The following is a 20,185-nucleotide window of genomic DNA, read 5'->3' as shown; positions in this document are numbered from 1 at the left end:
GAAAATCGGACCGGTGCCGCCGATACGGCCCTGCACCTCGACAAACCGTTGCGCCGCATACCTGTCGCGGGGCTTCGCAGTGGAATGATGTCGGAGTGACAGCGAACAGTCGAACCGATCCCGCGGACGTGGCGCACACCCGCGCCGCCTACGACGAAAACGCCATCCGCTACGCCGAATTCGCCAAAGATCACCTGGCAACACAGCCGTTCGACCGCGCCATGCTCGGCGTATTCGCGGAACTGGTGCACGACGGTCGAGTGGCCGACCTCGGGTGCGGTGAAGGCCGAATGACCGCGCACTTGGCCGGGTTCGGCCTCGATATCTTCGGGATCGACCTGTCACCGCGGCTGCTCGAATTGGCGCGGGCTAAGTATCCGACACTCGACTTCGAGGAGGGCTCGCTCGAGCACCTCGATATCGGCGACGCCACTCTCGCGGGAATTCTCGTGTGGTACTCGATCATCCATTTGCCGCCCGAACGAATGCCCGCTGTGTTAACGGAGTTTCATCGGGTACTCGAGTCAGGAGGGCACGCACTGCTCGCGTTCTTCCAGGCAGCCGATGTCCAGGATCCGGAACCGTTCGACCACAAGGTGACAACCGCCTACCGATGGTCACCGGATCGGCTCGCCACGCTGGCCGAGCAGGCCGGTTTCACGCCGATCGCCCGGTTGGTCCGGGAACCGGATCCCGGGGAGCGGGGCCGCCAGGCGTACCTGCTCCTGGTCAAGGATCGCTGATTCGGCGAACGCGAATCCGCACCTTTCAGTAAGGTTGGGGACAGCGCACAGGGGACATGGCTGTGCGGGCCCTTATCGACATCGTGGTCGTTTTCCTTTCACCAAGACCTCAGCACCACACCGTCGTCAGGGGGCGACAGACCATGGAGCTCATTTCTCCGATCGATGCCGTATTTCTGCTCGCCGAATCTCGCGAGCATCCGATGCACGTCGGTTCGCTACAACTATTCGAGGCGCCGGAGGACGCCGGGCCCGATTTCGCGCGGCTGACCCACGAGAAATTGTTGGCGGACAACGAATTCCACCCCACCTTCCGCAAGCGCCCGGCAACCTGGCTCGGCGCACCGCAGCTGGCGTGGACTCAGGACAAGGACGTCGAACTCGGATATCACCTGCGTCGGTCGGCGCTGCCGAGTCCCGGCAGCTTCGATCAACTGCTCGAACTCGCCTCCGACCTGCACAGCGCCCTACTCGACCGGCACCGCCCGCTATGGGAAATCCACGTGGTGGAGGGCCTGAACGACGGCCGCTTCGCGCTCTACTCGAAGATGCATCACGCGCTGATCGATGGCGTCACCGCGCAGCGAGTGCTGCAGCGCACGCTCACCAACGATCCCACGGCGAGCGAAACACGCGTGCCGTGGAACCTGCCTCGGTCGAAGCGCAAGACCGAACCGTCGGGCTCGATGCTGGGCGGGCTCGCGCGAAATCTGTTGTCGGCGGCCAATTCCGGGCCCGCCGCGCTGCGGGTCGCGCGCGCCGCGTTGGTGCAGCAACAGTTGACCATGCCCTTCGAGGCGCCGCGCTCGATGTTCAATGTGCCGATTGGCGGCGCCCGCCGGTGCGCGGTCCGGTCCTGGCCGCTGGAGCGGGTCAAGCAGGTCAAGAAGGCGACCGGCACGACCGTCAACGATGTGGTGCTCGCGATGTCGGCCGGTGCGTTGCGCGCGTATCTGATCGAACAGAATGCGCTGCCCGACAAGCCGTTGATCGCCATGGTTCCGGTCTCGCTGCGGGCCGATGAGGACGATGCCGAGGCCAGTGGCGTCAAGGTCGGCGCGATCCTGTGCAATCTCGGCACCGATATCGCCGATCCGATCGAACGGCTGCGCGTGGTGAGCGAATCGATGCGCCGCAGCAAAGAGGTCTACAACTCGCTCTCGCCCATCCAGACCATGGCGCTATCCGGGTTGATGCTCAGCCCGCTGGCACTGACGCTGCTGCCCGGCATGCTGTCGTTCACGAATCCGCCGTTCAATATCGTCATCTCGAATGTCCCGGGCCCGAAGGAACCGCAGTACTGGAACGGTGCGCGCCTGGACGCCTCCTACCCGATGTCGATTCCGTTCGACGGGCAGGCCGTCAATATCACCCTCACCACCAATGTGGACAGTCTGGACTTCGGCCTCGTGGGCTGCCGCCGCAGCGTGCCGCGACTGCACAGCCTGCTCGACCACCTGGAGAATTCGCTGGCCGAACTGGAGCAGTCAGCCACCTGAGGAGTCGAATCGCCCACGTCGCCAGTCGATAAGCTGAGGCAGGCGACGGGGCGATGATGACTCTTTACGACCACACCGGGCGGACGTACGCGCGGACCAGGCAACCGGATCCGCGCATCGCCGCGGTCATCGATGACGCGGTTCGTGGCATGAATTCGATCGCCAATATCGGCGCGGGCAGCGGATCGTACGAACCGATCGGCACTGTGATCGCGGTCGAGCCGAGCGAGGTGATGATCGCGCAACGTCCACCCGCCGCCGCACCCGCGGTACAGGCGGTCGCCGAGCAGTTGCCGATCCACACCGATGCCGTCGATGCCGCCCTGGCCATCCTGACCGTGCACCACTGGACCGACCTCGATCGCGGCATTGCCGAACTGAAACGGATCGCCCGCCGCCGCATCGTCATCCTCACCTGGGACCACACCGTCTACCGCGAATTCTGGCTGGTCCGTGACCATCTGCCCGCGGCGGCCGTAACCGATGCGCGCCTGGCAGTCCCACTTCCGCGCCTCACCGCCCTGCTCGGCGACGTATCGATCACCCCGATCCCGGTCCCGCACGATTGCGTCGACGGCTTCGGCGGCGCGTACTGGCGGCGACCCGAGGCGTATCTGGACGAAACCGTGCGCTCGGGAATGTCGATGCTGGCGATGACTCCGGCGGCACTGCTACAGGACGGACTGAACCGGCTCCGCGACGATCTCGCCACCGACGCGTGGTCCATCCGGCATGCCGAGCTGCTCGACAAATCCCACCTCGACCTGGGCTACCGGCTCGTCACCGCGGAACTCTGATCCGGTCGGCTGGAACAGCTACCCCGAGAAAACTAGAACGTGTTACATTCGATGTCAGGCGTCCGCGCCTGTCGACGAAGCTACCGCCGCGTCATGGCGATATCTGCGGCAGTCGGTCGAATCGGCAGCGCGGGCCGGTGACCAAATATGCAACCCGTTCCAGCACTCGTCAGCCGTTGTGATCCGGCTGCTGAGCAAGTAGGGAGACCAGCACGCCATGCGTACCGAAATCTGCGACCGGCTGGGGATCGAATTCCCCATCTTCGCCTTCACCCATTGCCGCGATGTGGCGGCCGCGGTCAGCAATGCCGGCGGACTCGGCGTGCTCGGTGCGGTGGGCTTCACCGCCGAGGAATTGGAGGTCGAGCTGGCCTGGCTCGACGAGCATGTGCACGGCGTGTACGGCGTCGACCTCGTCATCCCGTCGAAGTACGAGGGCAAGGGGATCGATGACCTGAGCCCCGAACAGCTGGAAGCCAAACTGGCGGAACTGGTTCCGCAGGGGCACCGGGACTTCGCGGAGAAGCTGCTCAACGAGCACAATGTCCCGCATCTGCCCGACGGTGAGCACCACAACCAACTCCTCGGCTGGACCGCGACCACTGTCGCACCCCAGATCGAGGTGATCCTGCGCCATCCCAAGGCCAAGCTGGTCGCCAATGCCCTCGGCACCCCGCCGCCGGATGTGGTCGAGCAGATCCAGGGCTCCGGGCGGCTCATCGGCGCGCTGTGCGGTTCGGTGAAGCATGCGCTCAACCACAAGCGCGCGGGCCTGGATTTCGTTGTCTGCCAAGGCACCGAGGGCGGCGGGCACTGCGGTGAGATCTCCTCGATGGTGCTGTGGCCGCAGGTGGTCGACGCCATCGGCGATATGCCGCTGCTGGCCGCCGGCGGCATCGGCAACGGTCGTCAGGTCGCCGCGGCCATGGCGATGGGCGCCGCGGGTGCGTGGACCGGCTCGCTGTGGCTGACCGTCGAGGAGGCGAATGTGCCGCCCGCCCAGATGCAGACCTACATCGAAGCCACCAGCCAGGACACCGTGCGCTCGCGGTCCTGGACCGGCAAGCCGTGCCGGATGCTGAAGAACGACTGGACCGAGGCCTGGGAGGCGCCGGAGAATCCGGATCCGCTGCCCATGCCGCTGCAGATGATGGTTGCTCTGGACGGCGTCAAGCGCGGGCATCGCTATCCGGAAGCCGCCAAGGATGTGAACTTCAATCCGGTCGGTCAGGTCGTCGGCATGATGAACAAGGTGGAGCGCTCCGCCGATGTGATCGCCCGGCTGATCAACGAATACGTCGAGGCGTGCGACCGCCTGAACAAGCTCAATAGCGCTCTGTAGCAGGCGCTTCGACGCCGCCCCGACCGGTCGGGGCGGCGTTTTCGTCCTCCCGTGGCTGGGTAGCCGTTCGTCGGCGCACGCGGTATACAGATGATTCGCATTGCTACAGTGCGAGCGCTCGCGTCAGTCTTGGGAGGTCGGCATGTATCCCTGCACCAACCCTCGGTGCGGAAGTCGCGGACATAATGAGCCGGAATGTCCGAATCTGGTACATGCCGATCTGCCGCAACGGCGAAATCTGGTGGTGCTGGGTGTACTTGCGGTCGCGATCGTGAGCTCACTGGTCCTCGCCGCCTTCGCCGCGGCACCGCATTGATATCTATCTAGGTCACCGCGAAGTCGTAACGCACACCGGTCAACTGCTCGCTGAGCTGCCACAGTTTGCGCGCGGTCGAGCGCCGGTAGGCAAGCGGATTACGCAGTGTCCGCCGCGGATATCCGGCGAGCTCGAAACCCGGTCCCACATAGGAGTTTCCGCGCACTTCCGGCACCGTGGCTGCGTACAGCTGCGGCAATGCGCCCATGCGGTCGGACTGGGCCAGCGCGAACAGGATCGCCTGCGGGATCGCCGCCAAGACGCCGCGCACACCCTTCTCACCGTTGCTGTCGTAGAGATGGGTCGCCGACACTCCGGGATGCGCGGCCACCGCGCGCAGGTCGGAACCGGCCGCGCGGGCCCGGCGCTCGAGTTCGGCGGTGAACAGCAGATTCGCCAGTTTGGACTGACTATAGGCGGGCCAGCGCAGATAGAGCCGCTGCCAATTCGGGTCGAGCCAGTTGATCACGCCGACCCACGCGGCCACCGACGATACGGTCACCACGCGCGGCCGTTCGGCGCGCAGGAGCGCGGGCAGCACACCACCGGTGAATGCGAAGTGCCCGAGGTGATTCGTGCCGAATTGGGCGTCGAATCCGTCGGCCGTGCGTGAGCGCGGTACCGCCATCACGCCCGCATTATTGATCAGCAGATCGATCTGCCCGATGGTGTCGTTGATCTGTTCGGCCGCCCGCGCGACCGAGGCCAGATCTGCCAGATCCAGCTGTAGCACTTCGGGTTTGGCCCTGGTGGCTACCGTGGTGACCGCATCCAGTGCCGTCGCGGCCTTCTGCGGATTGCGGCAGGCCAGCAGCACATGCGCGCCCTTGCTCGCCAGTGCCTCGGCGGTGCGCAGGCCTAGGCCGCTATTGGCGCCGGTGACAACGACGATCTTGCCGGATTGATCCGCGATATCCGCAATAGTCCAGCGGCGCGGCAGGATTGGTACCGATTTCACAGAGAAACTCCTGGTTGATCAAGCGCAGATCCCGACGATGCCACCGAAGACCCGGCCGAGCATGGGCAGCCAAAATGACCCAGACAGTGAATTCGGAAGAATCGAGGAGCGATCAGGCGGTTGCCGCGTGCTCCGCATCCTCGTGGCCCTCGGCCCCGACATCGAGCAATTCCTCGAACCGGGCGATCACCTTGTCGTGATACAGCCCGAACAGATCCTCGAACAGCGCGAGCTGCGCATCGGACGGACCGGAACCGGAATCCCACACCGCGACCAGCGCACGCCATACCAATACATGCAGATCCGCCGCACCCGCGAAGAAGGCCTCGACGGCCTCGGGTACCTCGAGCACCATCTCGCCGATGGAGTTCATGATCGCGCGCTGCATGCTCAGCCCGAGTGCGGTGAGCAGTCGGCGGACCAGGCCGACCTCGATGGCCAGGATCTGTTGGAAGTCGGGAACATCCTGTCGGGCAAGCGATTCCAGTTCATCGATCTCGGCCTTGAGTTCAGCTGGGTCGATCTCCTGGTCGCTGCTGGTGTAGGCGAGCAGCGCCTCCATGACGATGCCGCGCTCCACCTCGACGATGTCGTGGAACATCTCGATGGCCACATCGGGCATCGGAACCGAGAACCGGAACAGGTGCCGATACACATCGATGCCGCCCGCCTCACGGACATCGCGGATCGTGAACCCCTTGCCGCGTCGCGCCTCGACGAATCCGTACGACTCCAGCCGACCGAGGGTCAACTGCGCGGTCGCGCGGTTCATATCGAACTCTTCCGCGACCTGACGGACCGACGGCATCAAATCCCCCGGCTGATATTCCCCCGCGGCAACCCGGCGTGCCAGCTCATCGGCAACGTCGGCGACTACCGTTTGGGATCCCATCGAGATGCCACCTTTCGACTCGGTTCCGAATACGTCCCAGACAGTCTATGCCCTCCTGTGCGAGACTGCACCTGTGTAACACTGGTCAGCGTGCAGTGTGAGGTGAGTCATGACAATTCCGCGTGGCGACGGTCGATCGGCCGAGAGTTCGACAACTAGACGTGCACGCATTTTCGCGATGAGGTCGAACGGTAAACCTCCTGTTCGCACGGCGGTTCGCACTGCGAAATTGGCGGCGCTGCCGGTCGCTTTCGCGGGTCGGCACGCCGCGGGCGTTGGTAAGCGCGCGCTGGGCCGACCGGCCGGTGAGGTCGATCGCGAAATCCAGATGCGCACCGCACAGCACATGTTCGAGGTACTCGGCGAGCTGAAGGGCTGTGCCGCCAAACTCGGTCAGCTGCTTGCCATTTACGAACTCGCACTTCCGCCGGATCTCGCCGAGCCGTACAAGATCGCGCTGAGTCGGCTACAGGATTCCGCGCCCGCGATGCTCCCGCGCTCGGTGCACGCGGCGATGGTCGCCAGCATGGGGGAGAACTGGCGTTGGCATTTCCGGGAATTCGACGATCGGCGCGCGGCCGCCGCCTCGCTCGGCCAGGTGCATCGCGCGGTATGGCGCGACGGTACGCCGGTCGCGGTGAAGGTGATGTATCCCGGCGGTAAGCAGGCGGTCGCGAACGAGCTGGATCAGCTGCGCCGGATCTCCATGCTGGCAACGGTTTTCGTGCCCGGTGCGGATGTCAAAGGCGTGACCGAGGCGATCTGCGCCTGTGTGCTCGACGAACTCGACTATGCGGCCGAGGCCGAATCTCAGCGGATCTTCGCGGCGGCCTACGCCGATGATCCGGATTTCTACATTCCGCGGGTGATCGAACAGCGCGGCGATGTGCTCGTCACCGAATGGCTGGACGGCACGCCGCTGCCGCGCGTCATCGCCACCGGTACCCGCGCCGAACGGGATCGGGCCGGCATGCAGCTGATTCGGTTCATGGCCTCCAGTTGGATCCGCAGTGGTCTGCTCTACGGCGATCCGCATCCCGGCAATTTCCGGGTGCTACCGGATGGGCGACTCGGCGTCGTCGACTTCGGGGCCTGCACACCGTGGCCGACCGAGGGTTTCGAGGAATTCGCCTTCGACTACTGCGATGCGCTGTTCAACGGCGGCCCCGCGGAATTGGAGGCGGCGGCACGCCGGCACGGCTTCTGCGAACCGGGCCGGGTGCTCGATGCCGAGGATCTGTTCCATGTGGTCGCGCCGTGCATCGAACCCTTCCGGCACGCGAATTACCGGTTCACCATGCGCTGGCTGCGCAAACAGGTACTGCGAGTGACGAATCCGCGGCTGTCGAATGCCCTGCGCCAGGGCACCATGCCCGCGCGCTTCACGCCGTTCGCGCGATCGATGCTGACGCTGATCGGTGCGATCGGTCAGTTGGAGACCGAGGGTTCGTTCCGCGACGAGGTCGGGCGCTGGCATCCGACGCTGCACGAGTTGGTGATTCGGCCCGTCGAGGAGGGCGCATTGCCGGTCGATCTGGCGGTGGCTCGGCAAAAGCGCGCCGAAGCGGATGCGCGCCGAATGTCTGTGAGCTGAGTACAACGCGCTGACCTGCTCGGACGAAGGAACGAAATTGCCCGAGACATCACGTCTCAGACAGTGGGGCCGTAGCTCCCGGCGGAGGCATTCCGGCGTCGATGAACTTCCGGCGTTCACTGGGTTCGCGGCCCACCGTTCACCTCCGACGATTCCGACTTCTGGCGATGGGTAGATGCCGACCATCGCGGGGCTCGATCGGCTGATCACCACCCGCCTGTCGGCATTCGCACGGATTGCTCAGCGCGCCAACCACTCTCGCCAGGCCGGTTGGATGAGCGCGGCCAATTCGTCGTAACCTGCCGCGCCGGGATGTGCGCCGTCACCCGCGCGCACCTCGCGCATCCATACCGCGCTGTCTCGCAGCGGTTGATGGACGCGTACGTAGGAGACCGCTGCGGCAGCACAGATCTCGGCGAAATGTTCGTCGAGCGCGGCGGTCCTGGCATTCTGCTCAGCGTCATCGATGGGCGGCGGCGCAACGACCAGGACCGGAAGCTCGGCGGCCTGGGTGAGCAGTTCGGACAGATTGGCCGCCGATTGCTCGGATGTGACTCGGGGCCGTCCCTCGATGAACGTGGTGTCGTTGACGCCGAACGAGACGACCAAACGAGCATCGGAGCCGACCGGAAATCGGGGCGCGCATTCGGTACGCCAGCGGCCGAGGATCTCGGTCGAGGTCTGCATCCGCACACCCAGGTTGTACGTGGTGAGCGGCTGGCCGTTCGCGTACGTCTGGGCGGCCAGGCGGCCGACCCAGCCGAGGCACTGCGGGTCGCCGACACCCGCGACGAAGGAATCACCGACGAAGCACACGCGTAGGTCGTTCCACACCCGGTGATCCTCGCAACTACTCGCCGTGGACCAGAGCCCGGCTACCGCCGGGGCACGGATTCCGGTGGTGCCCGTTAGGATCGCTGTGGTCATTCGGGAGGGATTGAAGTTGACAGGGGTAGCCGAATCCGCGGTGACCGCGGCGCCGTCGTGGTTCACGGATTTATTCGCGCATCGGCGCTGGATTCGCCGGGTCGAACCGTTTCCGCATATCTATGCCAGGGATGTGTTCGTGCCCGAGTTCTACGAGCGGCTGGCCGATGAGCTGGCGCGGGTGCGCCGGGAGCGGCCGGAGGCGTTCGGAGCGGTGGCGGCGGATTACGGTGCGGTCGGGGCTTCGCTGGCGGGGCTGCGGGACGGGCCGTTGGCGCTGTTCCTTTCACGGGAATGGCATGACCTGATCGCGCGGGTGGCGGGGGTGGCGACGACCGGTGATGTCGAGGGGTCGGTGCACCATCATCCGCCGGGTAGTCCGTCGGGATCACCGCACAATGATCTGAATCCGGCCTGGTTCAAGGGTTCGGCGCCCGGGCCGGGCGAGGTCAGGACCGTGGATCCGGAGGTGGATCTGAAGACCGGTCCGCGGACGCCGGAGGTCTTCGCGCGGGAGACGGTGCGCGCCGTCGCGGTGCTGTTCTATTTCGGCAATCCGGACTGGCAACCGGGCGATGGCGGCGAGACCGCACTGTATGCCCATATCGGCGCGAATCCGGTTTCCGCACTGACGATTCCGCCACTGGACAATTCGCTGCTGCTGTTCGAGTGCACACCGCGCTCATGGCATACGTTCGTCGGCAACAACGCCGCCGCGCGCAATAGCGCGGTGATGTGGCTGCACCGGCCGAAGGAAGATGTGGTGCGGCGCTGGGGAGGAGACAGTATTGCGCAGTGGCACTGAACGCCGGGTATGTCTGCTCACCGGAGCCGGCGGCGTCCTCGGTGACACCTTCTGCCGGGGTCTGTACACCGACTACGACATCATCGCGGTCTGCCGCAATCGCACCCCGGCCGCACCGTCACAACTCGAATGGTTCGTCGATCCCTTCGAACCGGAAATGCCGGTGCCCGAGAATGATTCGCGGATCTTCGTGATCAAGGCCGATCTGGCCGAAGCGGGTGAAGTCGAGCGCGTCCTCGATATCGCACTTGCCCGCTTCGGGCACATCGATCTGCTGGTCAACAATGCCGCGCACAGCCGATTCCAGCCGCGCGGCATCGTCGACGGCGATACCGCGCTCGACGAATTCGATCCGCATTTCGCACTCAATGTCGGTGTGCCGCTGCGTTTGTCGGCGCGCTTGGCGCAGCGGAGCTGGGTGCACGCCGGGGACCAGAATCGGGCCCGCAATCGCAATATCGTGAATGTCTCCAGCATTGCGGGCTCGCGGGTGTACCCCGGCGGGCAGGCGCTCTACGCGGCGTCCAAGGCGGCGCTCAACCACCTGACACGGCATATCGCGGCCGAATTCGAGGAGTTCGGCGTGCGGGCCAATGCCATCGCGCCCGATGATTTTCCCGGGACGGTGTCCACCGAACAGGTGGTGCGGGCCATTGTCGAACTCGATCGAGGCGAGATGAGCGGCGAAGTGTTCGCCGTCGGTGTGGCGGCCGAAGGTGGGCGTCACGCACTCGGTGCGGACGCCCAGTGACCTATGCCGTTCCGGTGATCTCTTCGGACATCGTCCAGAGCCGTTGCGCGAGTTCGGCATCCACCGCATGCTTGTTCCGCGGCTGCTCCACCTCGAGCCGGTGGAAGTACTTGCCGTTGACCTCCTCCGGCGTAGTCGCCAAGTGCACCAACGGATCCGCGCCTTTGTCTGCCCTGATGAAGAAGGGCCGCGACAGCGGCGAGCGGATGAACGCACCGAGGCCGAGCGGAGCATTGTCGTAGACGTGGGTGGCGACCGCGCCAGGATGGAATGCCGCGGTGACCAAACCGGTGCCCTCGGTGCGGCGGGCCAGTTCCCTGGTGAAGATGATGTTGGCGAGCTTGGAGGTGCCGTAGGCGCCCAGCTGGTTGAACGAGCCGGTCGAAGCGTTGACGGTGTCGAGGTCCAGCTTCGCCATCCGGTAGGTCATGCTCGCGGTATTGACCACCCTGGCCTGCGACTGCACCAGCCGATCCAGCAGCAGGGCGGTCAGCAGGAACGGCGACAGGTGATTGACCTGGAAGGTCAGCTCGTTGCCGTCATCGGTGACTGTGCGTTTCGCCCATGCGCCGCCCGCATTATTGGCGAGCACATCGATGCGTGGATAGCGATCGAGAAGCTGATCGGCGAGTTTGCGCACCTCGTCGAAGCGGGCGAAATCGGCGATGAACGGCTCCGCGCCGACCCGCGTCGCCACCTCGGCGGTGCGCTCCGGCGAGCGCCCGACCACCGCGACGCTCGCGCCGCGCGCCACCAGCTTCGCCGCCGCCTCGGCGCCGATGCCGGAGCTGGCGCCGGTCACCACCACTGTCTTCCCGGTCAGATCCTGTGCTGCCATGTCCTGCCTTCCGTCGGCTGATTCGTCCTGATCCTCATCGGCTGGGACAGATTCGGCAAGACCGTCTACTGACCGGTAAGTCGGCGGGGCGAACTCGCCAGGACGCCCAGCCCAGCCATCCGGGGAACCACCGGCCCGCAGCGGTAAGTTAGGCACACCCAACACCGGCAGAGGCCCGGGGGAGGCGGACGAGCGGAGCCAGAGATGCGAGTTGATGGGCGGGATATCCCGGTCACGGGGAGCCTGCTGCAACCGCTGATCCGGCGGACCAGTGACATCATCCGTGTCGTACTCGCGGCACTGTGGGTCGGCGTGGTCGTCGCCGCCTCGCTGATCACCCGGCCGGAGTGGCTGGCGCTGGAACGTTCGGTCTCGAATATCGTCGGCTTCCTCAATCCGGACCAGTCCAATCTGGTGTACCTGGTCTACGGCATGGCGATTCTGGCGCTGCCGTTCGCGATCCTCATCGAATTGATCATCAGCAGGCAGTGGAAGCTGCTCGCGGGCTACGCGGCCGCGGGCTTGGTCGCAGGCCTGCTGCTATCGATCACCGGCACGGGATTGTCCGCGCCGCAATGGCATCTGCAGGTACCGGATCGGCTCGATACCTTCCTGTCGCAGTTCCTCGATGATCCGCGCTGGATCGCCATGCTCGCGGCGGTGCTGACCGTATCCAGTCCGTGGCTGCCGACCCGGCCGCGGCGCTGGCTGTGGTTGCTGTTGCTGGCCTTCGCACCGATCCACCTGGTGGTCAGCACGGTGGTGCCCGCGCGGGCCATGTTCGGGCTCGCGGTCGGCTGGTTGGTCGGCGCGGTGATCGTGCTGGTGGTCGGCACTCCGGCGCTGGAGGTGCCGCTGGATGCGGCGGTGCGGGTGCTGGCCAGGCGCGGACATACTGTCACCGCGTTCACCGTGGTGCATCCCGCCGGACGCGGTCCGCTGGTGCTCGCCGCGGCCATCGACGGTCCGGAGCGCGAGTTGACCGTCGAACTGTTCGGCAAGAATCAGCGCAGCTTCGGTGCGCTGCGTCAGCTGTGGCGCTGGCTCACCTTCCGCAGCAGTGAAACCGCGGCACTGCACGGCTCCATGCACCGTGCCGTCGAGCACCGTGCGCTGATGGCCATCGCCGTCGGCGAAATGGGTCTGGCCGCTGTGCAGCAGGTCGCCGTCGCGGCGCTGGAACGCGGCTGGATGCTGTACGCGCACACCATGCCTCGGGGTAAGGCGCTCGACGAATCCTGCGACGACGACCTCGCCGGTGTATGGAAATCGCTCGCCGCACTGCACTGCGGCCAGATCTCGCACGGCGATCTGCGGCCCGTCGAGATCCGAATCGAGAACGGCGCCACGCTGTTCAGTGGATTCGTCAACGCGGAATTCGGCGCGTCCGATAAACAGCGACAGTCCGATGTCGCCCAGTTGCTGGTCTCGACCACCGCGGTCTTCGGCAAGGAAGCCGCGGTGCGCACCGCCATCGAAACGCTCGGCGAGCAGACGGTACTGACCGCGGCGAGCCGACTCACCAAGTCCGCCATGCCCGCCGGCATCAAGAAGTCGATTCCGGACTGGGGCGAGGTGGTCTCCTCGGCCCGCGACGAGGTGCGCAAGCAGACCGGGCAGGACAAGATCGAGGCCGAGCAGATCACCCGGTTCAGCCGCAATCAGCTCATCCAGTTGGTGCTGCTGATCGGGTTGGTCTATGTCGCCTATCCGTTCATCAGCGCGGTGCCGACCTTCTTCTCGCAGTTGTGGACCGCCAATTGGTGGTGGGCGCTGCTCGGGCTGGCGTTCTCGGGGCTGACGTATATCGGTGCGGCGGCGGCACTGTGGGCCTGCGCAACGCGCCTGGTCAGCTTCCGCAATCTGGTGATCATGCAGGTCGCCAATACCTTTGCCGCTACCACAACCCCGGCGGGTGTCGGTGGACTGGCGTTGAGTGTGCGCTTCCTGCAGCAGGCCGGACTCGGCGCCGTGCGGGCCACCGCCGCCGTCGCATTGCAGCAGGCCGTCCAGGTGATCACCCATATCGGCCTGCTGATCCTGTTCAGTGTGGCGGCGGGCACCTCGGCGAATCTGTCGCATTTCGTGCCCGACGCAACTGTGCTCTATCTGGCGGCCGGTGTGGGCGTCGGCATTATCGGCGCGTTCATGTTCGTGCCGAAACTGCGACGCTGGCTGAACAATTCGGTGCGCCCGCAGTTGCAGGAAGTGCTCGGCGAACTCGGTGATCTGGTCCGGGATCCGAAGCGCTTCTCGGTGATCGTGCTCGGCTGTGGCGCGATCACACTCGGCCTGGCGCTCGCGCTGTGGGCCAGCGTCGAGGCGTTCGGTGGTGGCGCGTCGTTCATCACCCTCACCATCGTCACCATGATCGGCGGCACGCTGGCCGCGGCCGCGCCGACACCCGGTGGCGTCGGCGCGGTCGAGGCCGCGCTGATCGGTGGTCTTGCCGCCTTCGGCCTGCCCGCGACCATCGCCGTGCCGTCGGTGCTGCTCTACCGCGTGCTCACGTGCTGGCTGCCGGTGTTCTGCGGCTGGTTCTGCATGCGTTGGATGACATCGAAGGACCTGATCTGATCAGGCGTCCTTGGTTGCCACCAGTACGCCGGTCGTCGGTGCGATCGCGATGAAGTCCACGGTCGCGAATCCCGCTGCCCGCAAAGCTTCTCGGTAGCGGCGAATATCGATGGCCGACAGCGGGTCCGCGTGCTGTCCTGGTGCGTGCGGGTCGTCGGTGCGGCGCGCGGCGAAGCGGGACATGATGCGAATCGCCGCGGGCAGGACTATTCCGGTCGGGTGGGTATCGGCGAGCAGCAGTCGGCCGCCGGGGCGCAGCACGCGGAACATCTGTGCCAGCGCCGCTGTGCGCTGTGCCTCCGGAATGTGATGCATGACGAAGGTAGAGGTGAGCACGTCGACCGAGGCATCGGGCAGAGTCAGCGTTTGGGCGGCGCCGACTTCGAAACGACAGTTGGGGGCGGCGCGACCGCTCGCATAGTCGATCATCTCCCGGGATGGGTCGATACCGATCACTCGACCGGCCGGTCCGACCCGATCGGCCAGCGCTCGGACGAGTTGGCCCGGGCCGCAACCGATATCGACGGCCTGGTCGCCCGGGGCGGCACCGGTCAGCTCGACGAGTCGAGCGTTCAGGCTGCCGACCCGGCCGAGCAATAAGGCCGATTTCACGGCGAGGTAGCCGCGCGGTTTGGTGATGAGAATGCCGATTTCGGAGTTACGGTCATCATATGCGTTAGTGGACTGTTGTGCGTTTCCGGTCATGAGTCCATAATCGGACCAGATGACCGGATCGACCAGAAGCAAAAGTACGGATATTGTGCCGTTGCGAACGGATTCGCACTATCTGTACGGAAACGCGGGTATTCGCGTTCGGAGGATGCCGATGACCAGCACCGATCGCCGGGTGCGGCGCACCAAGAGCCTGCTGCACCGTGCCTTGATCGAGCTGATGATCGAATGCGGCTATGACCGGATCACATTGCAGGACATTCTGAATCGCGCCGATGTCGGACGCTCCACCTTCTACGCACACTTCCGGGACAAGGACGATCTGCTACTGGTCAGCAGTACCGAGTACCTGCGCGCAGCGGTCGCCGATGTCGAATCGGGCGCGAATGATCCTGACGCACCGCAACATTCGGAACCGCTCGCACCGCTGTACACGCTGTTCCGGCTGGCATCGGCGAATCCGGAGGTCTATCGGGCGCTGCTGGGCCGCAGGGCGACCGGGGTGCTGCTGCGCTCGACGCGGCGCATGGTGGAAGAGATTCTCACCGAACAACTTTCGGGTCGCCTGGATATGGACGACGGCGAATTCGCGGTGACGATGACGTTTCTGTCCTGGGGCGTCGTCGGCCTGCTCGGCTCGATCGCGGATGCGGAGCCGCCGCTGCCCGCGGCCGAAACCTACCGTCGGCTCGAAGTTCTGGTCGGGCCCGGCCTGACGAGCCGGGTGGTCGGCCTGCGGGCATAACCTTCACACCGATGTGCCGATCAGCTCCAGCGCCTGCGCGGCGGTGCGGCAGCCTGCCGTGGTCAGTTCGAGATTCGCCAGGGAGGCGGCGTGGGCGTGCGGGTCGGCCGCGGTGACGCAGTCCGCGATCGGATGCACGGTGAAGCCGAGATCCGTTCCGTTCCTGGCGGTTTGCTCGACCGCCAGATTGGTCGCGACACCGGTGATGAACAAGGTATCGACGCCCTGTTCGTCGAACCATTCGGACAGCTCACAGCCCGCGAGCGCGGAGAGCTTCTGATTGTCGAATACCACGGTCGGCTGTTCGACCATCTCCGGAATCAGCCTGGAACCGGGCGCTTCGGGCCGGAATTCGGTCTGCGCCGCGGCCACCGAACGCATGAATCCGGTATTGCGGACCAACCCGCCCTCACCGACCGGAATGACGAACCGCACGAAGACAACAGGTAATCCGGACCCTGCCACCGTGTCGTGGAAGCGCACGGCCCGCGGCACCACCCCGCTCGCCGCGACCGGACCGGCCAGCATCGGCCCGAAGAATCCCTCGGGCCGAATGACATTCACCTGCCAATGCACCGCCAACACGGCGGCGCGGATGCGTGGGATCGCCATGCGGTGATCGTGACGCATCGGCGCCGCCGATGTCTTCGATTCCGCGAAAGCTCAGGACGAATAGTCCTTGCGCAACTGCACTTTCACGACCTTGCCGCTGGCATTGCGCGGCAACTCGGCCACGATCACCAGATCCTTGGGGTGCTTGTAGCGCGCCAGGTTCTCGTTGAGGAACGGCGCCAGCTCGTCGAGGGTGAGCTCGGCGTCCGGATCGACCAGGGCGACAACGGCAACCGGCACCTCACCCCACTTCTCGTGGGGCCGCCCGACCACCGCCGCCTCGCGGATCTTCGGATGTGCGAAGAGCACATTCTCCACCTCGGCGCAGTAGATGTTCTCGCCGCCGGAGATGATCATGTCCTTCTTGCGGTCGACCACCCAGAGGAAGCCCTCCTCGTCCGCGCGGACCAGGTCACCGGAGTGGAACCAGCCACCGGCGAAGGCGTCGGCGGTCGCCTCCGGCTTGTTCCAGTAGCCCTGCATGAGAGTCGGTCCGCGATAGACGATTTCGCCGATCTCACCGGGCGCGACGTCGTTCATCTCGTCGTCGACGACGCGGGCCTGGATGGTCGGGATGGGCTTACCGACCGAACCGAGCTTGCGGATCGCGTCCTTGCCCTCCAGCACACAGGTGATGGGCGACATCTCCGTCTGGCCGAAGACCGCGACATTGACCGCGTCCGGGAAGCAGTCGGCCATGGCCCGCAGCACGGTATCGGAAGCCGGGGCCGCACCCCAGCTGAGCACCTTCAGCGCGAGCTTGCGCTGCTTGACCGTCGGCTCCTCGCAGATCATCTGCCACTGCGCGGGCACGCAGAATGCGGTGGTGGCCTGCTCGCGCTCGACGGCGTCGAGGAATTCGGTGGGATCGAACGCACCGAGCGGGTGCAGCACGGTCTTGCCGCCGAGCAGGAAATACGGTGCGAGACTGCCGAGTCCGGCGATATGGAACAGCGGCGAGGTGCAGAAGCCGACCGAATCGGGCCCGATATCGGTGGCCCGAATGCTGGTCAGCGCTTGGCCATTCATATTCGAGTGGGACAGCACCGCGCCCTTCGGGCTGCCGGTGGTGCCCGAGGTGTACATGATCAGCGAGGGGGTGTCCTCGGGAATGTCCAGCGGCGTATGCGGTTCGCCGCCCTCGGCGAGCACATCGTCGTAGCCGAGCACCGAATCGGTGGTCTGGCCGCCGATCACGATGCAGGTCGCCAGTTCGGGCGCCTGCCCCTGCACGGCGGTGGCCAACGGCTGCAGCATGGTGTCGGTGACGATCGCCTTCGCGCCGGAATCGCTGACGATATAGGCGACCTCGGGCGGGGTCAGCCGGAAGTTCACCGGGACCGCGATGGCGCCGAGTGCGTTGATGCCGAAGACGGCCTCGAGATATTCGGGATAGTTCAGCGCCAGGATCAGCACCCGGTCACCGAAGCCGATGTCGCGGCGGGCGAGCGCGTCGGCGAACTTCAGCGAACGCTCGTGCAACTGCCGCCAGGTGGTGTCCACACCACGGAACCGCACGGCGACCGCGTCCGGGCGCATCTGCGCATGCGATGCGATCTGGTTGTTCCAGTGGTTGCGCCGCGACCTGATCGGCTCGTCGAGCGCCTGTGCACCGGTGGTCATGCCACTCCTCTCGGACCGCCAACCGTGCGCCGGTGTATCCGACGGCGTCGGCGGGCTGAACTGAGAGCAGAATAACAACTAACTTAATCTGGCGGCAAGCGACCGATATGGGAATCGCTGTTAATCGTCTCGACGTGGCGGTCTAGAGCCAGAAATTATCTCTAGCTGTGCTTTTATATGCAATCTCGATGGTCGCTTCGCGTCTTCACACGCGTCCAGAGGGCCATACGATGCGAATCTCGGCTCACTTACAAGTTGAACAGCAGACGATTCCCATGTCACCATCAGTGCGTAAGGGCGCCACTGGCACGCCCCGCAACGCATAGGAGAAGCGCAATGCTGCGTACCAGGTTCACCGAGACATTCGGCGTCGAACACCCGATCGTGCAGGGCGGCATGATGCATGTCGGCCGCGCGGGCCTCGTCGCGGCCGTCGCCAACGCGGGCGGGCTCGGCTTCATCACCGCGCTGACCCAGCCAACCCCCGACGACCTGCGCAAGGAGATCGCGCGGACCAGGGAGTTGACCGACAAGCCGTTCGGCGTGAACGTCACGATCCTGCCCTCGATCAATCCGCCGCCGTACGCCGAGTACGTACAGGCGATCATCGAGAGCGGCATCAAGATCGTCGAGACCGCGGGCAGCAATCCGGAGCCCTTCCTGCCGTACTACCGGGAGGCCGGTATCAAGGTGCTGCACAAGTGCACCAGCGTGCGGCATGCGTTGAAGGCGCAGAAGATCGGCGTCGACGGCGTCAGCATCGATGGCTTCGAATGTGCGGGACATCCGGGTGAGGACGATATTCCCGGGCTGATCCTGATCCCGGCCGCCGCACGGGTTCTCGATATTCCGATGATCGCCTCGGGTGGTATCGCCGATGCCCGCGGTCTGGTTGCCGCGCTCGCGCTCGGCGCCGACGGCGTCAATATGGGCACGCGCTTCCTGTGCACGCAGGAGTCGGCGATCGACCAGAAGGTCAAGGAACAGATCGTCGCCAACTCCGAACTCGACACCCAGCTGATCTTCCGGACCATGCGCAATACCGCGCGCGTCGCGGATAACGAGATCAGCCGCAAGGTCGTCGAAATCGAAAAGGCCGGTGGCACTTTCGACGATGTCCGCGATCTGGTCGCGGGTGCGCGCGGACGACGCGTCTTCGACGAGGGCGATCTCGACGCGGGCATCTGGTCGGCAGGCCTGGCCCAGGGCCTCATCCACGACATCCCCTCCTGCGCCGAACTGATCGGCCGGATGGTCGCCGATGCGGAGGAACTCATCACCGCGCGCCTCGGGGAGACGGTGGTCGCCTAGCGACTCGTCGCGAGCCCTGGGCCGAGCGCCCAGGGCTCGTTCGATCGTCGAGTATCGACTGAATTTCGACCCGATAAGGCCGGTTACCGCTTCCGTGCTGCGAGCGCCTCGACGGCCGCGTAGTCGTGGGCGGCGACGATTTCGATGCCGTCGGGTAGGGCGTGTAGGCGGTGGATGGTGGCGAAGGTGGCATCGCGGTCGGCATCGAAGAGTTGGCCGGGCATGGGTGCCTTTTCGCGGATCAGCTCGACCTGGAGTTTGTTCCATACCGCGTCGCCCGCGAGCAGTACCCGGGTGCCGTCGTCGACCGCGAGCAGGACGCCGATGCTGCCTGGGGTATGTCCGGCCAGGTCGACCAGCAGCACCGAACCGTCACCGAACAGGTCCAGGCTGCGCGGGAAGGTGAGCACCGGCGGGCCGTCGAGTTCGAAGGTGTCGAAGGCGCGCCCGCGCAGTGGGCCTCGGGCAACGCCGGCCGGGGCATGTGGGCCGTCGAGAGCCCAGGCGCGTTCGACGGCGGGTAGTCGGATGGTCACGGAATCGGGCAGTTCCAGCAGGCCGGAGATGTGATCCCAGTGCAGGTGGGTCGGCAGGACGAAATCGATCGCGTCGACGGCGATATCGCGGGCGGCCAGCGCGTCCGAGAGCCCGAGCACCGGCTTATCGGGCGCGACCAGGAGCGGAATCGGGAACGGCAGCTCGGGCAGCACCCGGTCGTGCACACCCGCGCACAGGGCCGGATCGACCAGGAATCGCGCCTTCGGATGTTCGATCAGATAGGCCGACATGGTCATCGGCAGTTCGCGCAGGCTGCGCACGCCCTCCGCGACGATCGTGATCGGCGCGGCCATCCGGGCCTGCATCAGGACGGTGAGGCCGACAGTCGCCTTGGTCTGCGGCAGCGGGACCGGGTCCAGACCGGCCAGCAACGCGGCATCGGGGCGACGCGGGCGCAGCAATCGACCAGGCGTGGCCGCCAGTGCGGCGCAGCAGCGCAGCACGGTCGGCAGGGTGGGCGTCCGCTCGGTTCCGGATTCGGGCACGGTGCCACCGTAGGCGATCACGGTAGACGACGAAAGAGCCGGGTATGCAGGACAATTCCGGACAATCCACCAGCCTGGACGACACCTTGATCGCGCCGATATCTACGGCATAATCGCAGGGGGTACCGGCGTGGGGGCAC

The 20,185-nt window shown here is 65.6% G+C and carries 19 protein-coding genes; 11 read left to right on the top strand and 8 right to left on the bottom strand.

What is annotated here, in order from left to right:
• Window positions 1-95: 95 nt before the first annotated feature.
• The 5 genes from ACZ60G_RS24710 to ACZ60G_RS24690 all read left to right on the top strand — a co-directional run bounded on the left by ACZ60G_RS24710 (window position 96) and on the right by ACZ60G_RS24690 (window position 4,697).
• On the top strand, window positions 96-743 hold the full coding sequence (locus tag ACZ60G_RS24710) for a class I SAM-dependent DNA methyltransferase (RefSeq protein WP_465812656.1): 648 nt from the start codon (window positions 96-98) through the stop codon (window positions 741-743).
• 143 nt (window positions 744-886) lie between these two features.
• Window positions 887-2,242, top strand: coding sequence for a WS/DGAT/MGAT family O-acyltransferase (locus tag ACZ60G_RS24705; protein ID WP_465812654.1), 1,356 nt, complete (start codon window positions 887-889; stop codon window positions 2,240-2,242).
• Between the two features lie 53 nt (window positions 2,243-2,295).
• On the top strand, window positions 2,296-3,039 hold the full coding sequence (locus tag ACZ60G_RS24700; protein WP_465812652.1) for a class I SAM-dependent methyltransferase: 744 nt from the start codon (window positions 2,296-2,298) through the stop codon (window positions 3,037-3,039).
• A gap of 217 nt (window positions 3,040-3,256) precedes the next feature.
• The gene (locus ACZ60G_RS24695; RefSeq protein WP_465812650.1) at window positions 3,257-4,381 is read left to right on the top strand and encodes an NAD(P)H-dependent flavin oxidoreductase; all 1,125 of its coding nucleotides are present in this window, start codon (window positions 3,257-3,259) and stop codon (window positions 4,379-4,381) included.
• A gap of 142 nt (window positions 4,382-4,523) precedes the next feature.
• Complete coding sequence (locus ACZ60G_RS24690; protein WP_433523634.1) at window positions 4,524-4,697, top strand: hypothetical protein; 174 nt, start codon at window positions 4,524-4,526, stop codon at window positions 4,695-4,697.
• A gap of 7 nt (window positions 4,698-4,704) precedes the next feature.
• Here ACZ60G_RS24690 and ACZ60G_RS24685 read toward each other — a convergent pair whose 3' ends face one another.
• Both ACZ60G_RS24685 and ACZ60G_RS24680 read right to left on the bottom strand, forming a co-directional pair.
• Window positions 4,705-5,655 (bottom strand): oxidoreductase, encoded by a 951-nt coding sequence (locus tag ACZ60G_RS24685; protein WP_465812647.1) that lies wholly within the window; start codon window positions 5,653-5,655, stop codon window positions 4,705-4,707.
• A gap of 112 nt (window positions 5,656-5,767) precedes the next feature.
• On the bottom strand, window positions 5,768-6,547 hold the full coding sequence (locus ACZ60G_RS24680; RefSeq protein WP_465812646.1) for a GntR family transcriptional regulator: 780 nt from the start codon (window positions 6,545-6,547) through the stop codon (window positions 5,768-5,770).
• A gap of 229 nt (window positions 6,548-6,776) precedes the next feature.
• Here ACZ60G_RS24680 and ACZ60G_RS24675 point away from each other — a divergent pair, with 229 nt between their 5' ends.
• Window positions 6,777-8,141 carry an ABC1 kinase family protein gene (locus tag ACZ60G_RS24675; RefSeq protein ID WP_465812644.1) on the top strand — a complete coding sequence of 455 codons (1,365 nt, stop codon included), beginning with the start codon at window positions 6,777-6,779 and terminating at the stop codon, window positions 8,139-8,141.
• 240 nt (window positions 8,142-8,381) lie between these two features.
• Here the strand turns inward: ACZ60G_RS24675 and ACZ60G_RS24670 are convergent, their stop codons facing one another.
• Window positions 8,382-9,068: a GDSL-type esterase/lipase family protein gene (locus ACZ60G_RS24670; RefSeq protein ID WP_465812642.1), complete on the bottom strand. Its 687-nt coding sequence runs from the start codon at window positions 9,066-9,068 to the stop codon at window positions 8,382-8,384.
• 16 nt (window positions 9,069-9,084) lie between these two features.
• Between ACZ60G_RS24670 and ACZ60G_RS24665 the strand changes: the two genes are divergently transcribed.
• Together ACZ60G_RS24665 and ACZ60G_RS24660 are read left to right on the top strand one after the other, a co-directional pair.
• Window positions 9,085-9,873: a 2OG-Fe(II) oxygenase gene (locus ACZ60G_RS24665; protein ID WP_465812640.1), complete on the top strand. Its 789-nt coding sequence runs from the start codon at window positions 9,085-9,087 to the stop codon at window positions 9,871-9,873.
• Entirely contained in the window at window positions 9,857-10,624 is a 768-nt protein-coding gene (locus ACZ60G_RS24660; RefSeq protein WP_465812638.1) for an SDR family oxidoreductase, read from the top strand. Before ACZ60G_RS24665 ends, ACZ60G_RS24660 begins: the two co-directional genes overlap by 17 nt.
• 1 nt (window position 10,625) lies before the next feature.
• Here the strand turns inward: ACZ60G_RS24660 and ACZ60G_RS24655 are convergent, their stop codons facing one another.
• Complete coding sequence (locus ACZ60G_RS24655; protein WP_465812636.1) at window positions 10,626-11,462, bottom strand: SDR family NAD(P)-dependent oxidoreductase; 837 nt, start codon at window positions 11,460-11,462, stop codon at window positions 10,626-10,628.
• A 204-nt stretch (window positions 11,463-11,666) separates the two neighbouring features.
• Between ACZ60G_RS24655 and ACZ60G_RS24650 the strand changes: the two genes are divergently transcribed.
• Complete coding sequence (locus ACZ60G_RS24650) at window positions 11,667-14,039, top strand: lysylphosphatidylglycerol synthase transmembrane domain-containing protein (RefSeq protein ID WP_465812634.1); 2,373 nt, start codon at window positions 11,667-11,669, stop codon at window positions 14,037-14,039.
• Here ACZ60G_RS24650 and ACZ60G_RS24645 read toward each other — a convergent pair whose 3' ends face one another.
• Window positions 14,040-14,744 (bottom strand): methyltransferase domain-containing protein, encoded by a 705-nt coding sequence (locus tag ACZ60G_RS24645; protein WP_465812632.1) that lies wholly within the window; start codon window positions 14,742-14,744, stop codon window positions 14,040-14,042. It abuts the gene before it with no gap.
• A gap of 121 nt (window positions 14,745-14,865) precedes the next feature.
• On the opposite strand from ACZ60G_RS24645, the gene ACZ60G_RS24640 reads away from it, so the two are divergent.
• Window positions 14,866-15,456 (top strand): TetR/AcrR family transcriptional regulator, encoded by a 591-nt coding sequence (locus ACZ60G_RS24640; protein ID WP_465812630.1) that lies wholly within the window; start codon window positions 14,866-14,868, stop codon window positions 15,454-15,456.
• Between the two features lie 3 nt (window positions 15,457-15,459).
• Here ACZ60G_RS24640 and ACZ60G_RS24635 read toward each other — a convergent pair whose 3' ends face one another.
• Together ACZ60G_RS24635 and fadD5 are read right to left on the bottom strand one after the other, a co-directional pair.
• On the bottom strand, window positions 15,460-16,068 hold the full coding sequence (locus tag ACZ60G_RS24635) for a cysteine hydrolase family protein (protein ID WP_465812628.1): 609 nt from the start codon (window positions 16,066-16,068) through the stop codon (window positions 15,460-15,462).
• A gap of 51 nt (window positions 16,069-16,119) precedes the next feature.
• Window positions 16,120-17,691 (bottom strand): fatty-acid--CoA ligase FadD5, encoded by a 1,572-nt coding sequence (gene fadD5 / locus ACZ60G_RS24630; protein ID WP_465812627.1) that lies wholly within the window; start codon window positions 17,689-17,691, stop codon window positions 16,120-16,122.
• Window positions 17,692-18,027: 336 nt separating this feature from the next.
• On the opposite strand from fadD5, the gene ACZ60G_RS24625 reads away from it, so the two are divergent.
• Window positions 18,028-19,002, top strand: a complete 975-nt coding sequence (locus ACZ60G_RS24625) for an NAD(P)H-dependent flavin oxidoreductase (RefSeq protein WP_465812625.1) — start codon at window positions 18,028-18,030, stop codon at window positions 19,000-19,002.
• An 83-nt stretch (window positions 19,003-19,085) separates the two neighbouring features.
• Here the strand turns inward: ACZ60G_RS24625 and ACZ60G_RS24620 are convergent, their stop codons facing one another.
• The gene (locus tag ACZ60G_RS24620; protein ID WP_465812624.1) at window positions 19,086-20,045 is read right to left on the bottom strand and encodes an MBL fold metallo-hydrolase; all 960 of its coding nucleotides are present in this window, start codon (window positions 20,043-20,045) and stop codon (window positions 19,086-19,088) included.
• Window positions 20,046-20,185: the final 140 nt, after the last annotated feature.

This window comes from Nocardia sp. NPDC102475, assembly GCF_055584605.1.
The sequence above is the reverse complement of the archived record's forward strand: the minus strand, read 5'-3'. Positions and strand labels throughout refer to the sequence as shown.